Here is a 4,892-nt window from a genome sequence, read left to right as displayed (position 1 = left end):
CCGGCCACGGAAAGGGAACCCGAACCGCAGCCGCAGCAGGAGGTGGCGCCGGAGCCGGCCGAGCAATCCCTGGTGGCGGAGAATGCCGAGGCCGAGAGCGTGAAGCTGCCGCAGTCGGCGCCGTTGCCGCAGGCCCGGCCGCAGCCGCCCAAGGCGCAGACCGCCAAGGCTCCGGAGCGCAAGGAGGCCGAAAAGCCGGCGCAGAAACAGCAGGCCCGCAGCGAAAAGAAGGACGACGAGCTCTTCGACGAGGTGGCCGCTCTCCTGAACAAGGAGGAAGCCTCCGGCGGCGGCGCGGAGCGCTCCACCGAACAGGCCGCGCTCGGCGGCGAGCGAACGACCACCGGCGAGACGCTGACGCAAAGCGAGATGGACGCGCTGCGCGGGCAGATCCAGCGCTGCTGGAACGTTCCCGCCGGCGCGCTCGACGCGGAAAATCTCAAGGTGTCGCTCAAATTCCGGCTCGATCCGAGCGGGGCGATCGAAGGCAGTCCGCAGATCATCGCCGGCGGCAGCGGCTCCAGCGTGGAGCGTGCGGCGGCGGAATCGGCGCGGCGTGCCATCCTCCAATGCGCTCCCTACAATCTGCCCTCAGAGAAATACAGTGCCTGGGCCGACGTCATCGTCCACTTCGATCCCACCGACATGTTCTGATGCGGAACACCGAAAGATATCCAAGAGGCTTGAAGAAATGCAGACATTCCTGAGAACAGCCCTGGCCGTGGGGGGTCTGGTCCTGGGGCTGGTCGTGCTGGCCGTGACGCCGGCGCGCGCGCTCGTGGAGATCGACGTGAATCAAGGTGTGGTCGAGCCGGTGCCGATCGCCCTGACCGATTTCCTGTCGGCCGGTGGCAAGGGGGCCGAGATCACCAGCGTCGTGGCGGCGGACCTGCGGCGTTCCGGCCTTTTCGCGCCGATCGACAAGAATGCTTTCATCGAGAAGATCTCCAATCCCGATGTCGCGCCGCGTTTCGAGGACTGGAAGGTCATTAACGCCCAGGCCGTGGTGACCGGGCGCGTGACTGAAGAGCCGGACGGGCGGCTGCGCACGGAATTCCGGCTGTGGGACATATTCGCGGGCCAGCAGCTCGTCGGCGAGCAGTTCTATGCCAACGCCAACGACTGGCGCCGCGTGGCCCACATCATCGCCGACACGATCTATGAGCAGTTCACGGGCGAAAAGGGCTATTTCGACAGCCAGATCGTTTTCATCGACGAGTCGGGGCCGCGCGACAACCGGGTGAAGCGCCTCGCCATCATGGACCAGGACGGCGCCAATTTCCGGACCCTCTCGGACGGCAGCGCGCTGGTCATGACGCCGCGTTTCTCGCCACGGCGTCAGGAACTTACCTATACGTCCTACGAAAGCGGCGAACCGCGGGTCTATCTGCTGCAGCTCGAGACCGGGCAGCGCGAGCTGATCGGCGATTTCCCCAACATGACCTTCGCACCACGGTTTTCGCCGAACGGCGACAAGGTGATTCTGAGCCTGGGGCGCGAGGACGGCAATTCCAACATCTTCACGATGGACCTGAGGACACGCACGACGACGCGGCTGACCAACACCAACGCAATCGATACGTCGCCGTCCTATTCGCCCGACGGTACGCAGATCGCCTTCACCTCCGATCGGGGCGGGCGGACGCAGATCTACGCGATGAATGCCGACGGCTCCAACCAGCACCGCATTTCCTTCGGGAACGGCAACTATTCCCAGCCCGTCTGGTCGCCGCGCGGCGATCTCATCGCGTTTACCAAGCAGACCGGCGGGGATTTCCAGATCGGGGTGATGCGCACGGACGGCTCGGGCGAGCGGATTCTTTCCACCGGGTTTCTGCTCGAGAGTCCCGCGTGGTCGCCCAACGGGCGGGTCATCCTGTTCTTCCGCCAAGATGCCGGCGCGGCCGGGCCGAAGCTCTATTCCATCGACCTGACGGGGCGTAACGAGCAACACATCCCGAGCCCCAACTTCGCGTCGGATCCGGCCTGGTCGCCGCTTCGCCAGTAGATCGCCGCCTTTCAGCCTCATTTGGCGTTACCGTTCGAATCACTGGTTTGTCGTGTTCGATTCGTAGGGGCGGCCGGTTGAAAGGCGTTAACCTTGTTCCTTGAGCGCGCGTTAACCGCATCATGGTTACTTCAGTCTTGACCAAACCCAATCGAATTGAAGGAGTGACGGCCATGCGCCGTATCGCAACTCTGGCCAGAAATCCTGCCGTTATCGCTTTCGTTGCCGCTCTGGCGATCGCCGGATGCCGTTCGAATCAGCAGGTCCCGAACACGGCGGCCGACCTCGGCCTCGGCGCGGGTGCGAATGCCGCCCAGCCCGGCTCCCGACAGGAGTTCACGGTCAGCGTCGGCGACCGCATCTTCTTCGATACCGACTCCTCGGTGGTCCGTTCGGATGCGCAGGCCACGCTCACCCGTCAGGCGCAGTGGCTGAACAGATATCCCTCCTACTCCATCACCATCGAGGGTCATGCCGACGAACGTGGCACGCGCGAATACAACCTGGCGCTGGGCGCACGGCGTGCGGCCGCCACACGGGACTTCCTCGTCGGGCAGGGCGTGGCGGCCAACCGCATCCGCACCGTCTCCTACGGAAAGGAGCGGCCGGTCGCCGTGTGCGACGACATCTCCTGCTGGTCGCAGAACAGGCGCGCCGTCACCGCGCTCGGCGGTGACGGCGAGAGCTGAGGCCGCGGGGCTTCCGGCGCTGCAGACACAATCAAAATTTGGCCGAAGTCTCGGGGCCTGTTAAAGAGAGAACGGCGGCACCGAAGTGCCGCCGTCATCATCTCTTTTCGAGAGCGAGACGGGAATGCATTTCCGAACCTATCTGAACGGCCTGGCCATCGTGGCTCTTTCGCTTGCGTTCGCGGTGCCGGGGCACGCGGCCCTTCTGCCGCGCGCCGATGATCTTGGTCATGGGGGCACGGCAGACTCCCTGAAAGACCGGCGCGGCGCGCCCGTCATCCTGGCCCAGGCGGCCGACCCAAGGGTTTCCAACCTCGAGGAAGAACTGCGGCGCCTGAACGGCCGTGTCGAAGAACTCAACTTCCAGATCCTCCAGATGCAGGATCAGATCCGGCGCATGCAGGAGGACAACGAGTTCCGCTTCCAGCAACTCGAGGAGAAACGATCCGATGCCGGCGGCAGCGCGGCCACGCAGCGGGCCGAATCCGCGCCGGCTCCCGCAAATGGATCGGAAGACGGCGACTCCGCAGGGACGGCACCGGCACGGGGTGAGCCGCCGCGCACACTCGGCACCATTACCTTCGACGAAAACGGCAATGTGGTGAGCGAAGGCAGCGGGGAACCTATCGACCTCCTGCAGGGCGGCGACGTGCAAGGCAGCGGCGCGCCGAGCGACGGGTCGGTGGTCGCCGCGCTACCGCCTTCCGACAATCCCGACGAGATCTATCGCAACGCCTACGAATTCATCCTGTCGGGGGACTACGACACGGCGGAGGCGGGCTTTCGGCAGTATCTGGACGGGTTTCCGGACGGTGCACATGCGGCCGACGCGCAATTCTGGCTGGGTGAGGCGCTGCTTGCCCAGCATCGCTACCGCGAAGCGGCCGAAACCTTTCTCCAGGCCAATCGCAACCATCCCAATGCCGGGAAAGCGCCGGACATGCTGCTGAAGCTCGGCGTTTCGCTCGCGGCCTTGGACCAGCGCGACGTCGCCTGCGCGACCTTCACCGAGATCGGCCAACGCTATCCGCAGGTTTCAGATGCGCTGCGCGAACGTATCCGGCAGGAACAGGAAAAGGCTGGTTGCTGAGCCAGGCTTTCGCGCCCGATCCGCGCGCGTTTTTCGCCGACCTCGACCTTGCCGGGCATAAATCCCTCGTCGTGGCTGTCTCCGGGGGCGGCGACTCCCTGGCCCTCCTCTTTCTTCTTCGCGACTATCTGCAGACCGTCGACAACGCGCCTTCGCTCCTGGCCGTGACCGTCGACCACGGGTTGCGCCCCGAATCCGCTGGCGAGGCGCGCCGGGTCGCGGAGGTCTGCGACGCATACGATATCGCCCATCGAGTGGTCACCTGGAGAGGACCGAAGCCTTCGACGGGCGTTGCCGCAGCGGCGCGAGAAGCGCGTCTTGCGCTCCTGGCCGAGGTCGCGGGGGAGGCGGGAAGCGATCTCGTGATGACCGGCCACACGGCGGACGACCAGGCGGAGACGCTTGCCATGCGCCTTGCCCGCGGGGAAGGGCGTGGCGCGGCCGGCATCGCGCCGGCGACGCTGTATGCGGGGCGGGTCTGGTTCGTCAGGCCGCTTCTTGGAACGCGCAGGGCGGACCTGCGGCGTTTCCTGCGAGGGCGCGGACTTTCCTGGATCGAAGACCCCAGCAACCGCGACCCACGCTTTGAGCGCGTTCGGGTGCGCGGCCGGCTTGGCGAAAAGGAGATCGGGCGCCTGGTGCATAGGGCGCGGCAAATGGCTGCGGAACGAAAGGATGTCGGCGAAAAGGTGGCGGCGCTGATCGTCGCATCCGCCGACCGGCCGGCTCCGGGACTTCTACGCCTGTCGCGGCCCGCCTTCGACGTAGCGGACGAGAAGACCGCAAACGACACGCTTCGTCTCCTGCTGGCCGTCGCCGGCGGCACGCCGCACCTGCCTGAGGCAATGCGCGTCGCGGCGCTCCTGAAGCGGGCGGAAAGGTCGCGGGGACGCGCCAGCCTCTCTCGCGCTGTCGTTTCCCTGCGCGGGGAACAAATCTTCCTCCATCGCGAGCAGCGCAATCTTCCACGGTGCGCCGCGGCCGAGGAGGTCGTCTGGGACGGACGCTACCGCATCTCGGGCCTCGGCGGAGGCGCGGGCGTTCTCCTCGGTCCGTACGGTGCGGAGAATGCGCGGGCGGCGGACATTGCCGGCCATGAAGCGCC

4 protein-coding genes and 1 pseudogene are annotated in these 4,892 nt (G+C 66.0%); all 5 read left to right on the top strand.

Annotated features, from left to right (window positions below; all coding sequences use genetic code 11):
• A pseudogene (locus tag ACFP9U_RS23885) lies at positions 1–654 on the top strand (hypothetical protein); the annotation flags it as partial.
• Between the two features lie 37 nt (positions 655–691).
• Positions 692–2,008 carry a Tol-Pal system beta propeller repeat protein TolB gene (gene tolB / locus ACFP9U_RS23880; protein WP_378625271.1) on the top strand — a complete coding sequence of 439 codons (1,317 nt, stop codon included), beginning with the start codon at positions 692–694 and terminating at the stop codon, positions 2,006–2,008.
• Between the two features lie 173 nt (positions 2,009–2,181).
• Positions 2,182–2,697: a peptidoglycan-associated lipoprotein Pal gene (pal, locus tag ACFP9U_RS23875; RefSeq protein WP_378625269.1), complete on the top strand. Its 516-nt coding sequence runs from the start codon at positions 2,182–2,184 to the stop codon at positions 2,695–2,697.
• A 124-nt stretch (positions 2,698–2,821) separates the two neighbouring features.
• Positions 2,822–3,787, top strand: coding sequence for a tol-pal system protein YbgF (gene ybgF, locus ACFP9U_RS23870; RefSeq protein ID WP_378625268.1), 966 nt, complete (start codon positions 2,822–2,824; stop codon positions 3,785–3,787).
• The coding region (gene tilS / locus ACFP9U_RS23865) for a tRNA lysidine(34) synthetase TilS (RefSeq protein WP_378625266.1) at positions 3,781–4,892 on the top strand (1,112 nt) is incomplete at its 3' end. The genes ybgF and tilS, both read left to right, overlap by 7 nt.

The sequence above is a fragment of the Nitratireductor sp. GCM10026969 genome, assembly GCF_042660605.1.
GTDB lineage: Bacteria > Pseudomonadota > Alphaproteobacteria > Rhizobiales > Rhizobiaceae > Chelativorans.
Note: the sequence above shows the minus strand (reverse complement) of the source record. Positions and strands in the feature narration are given on the sequence as shown.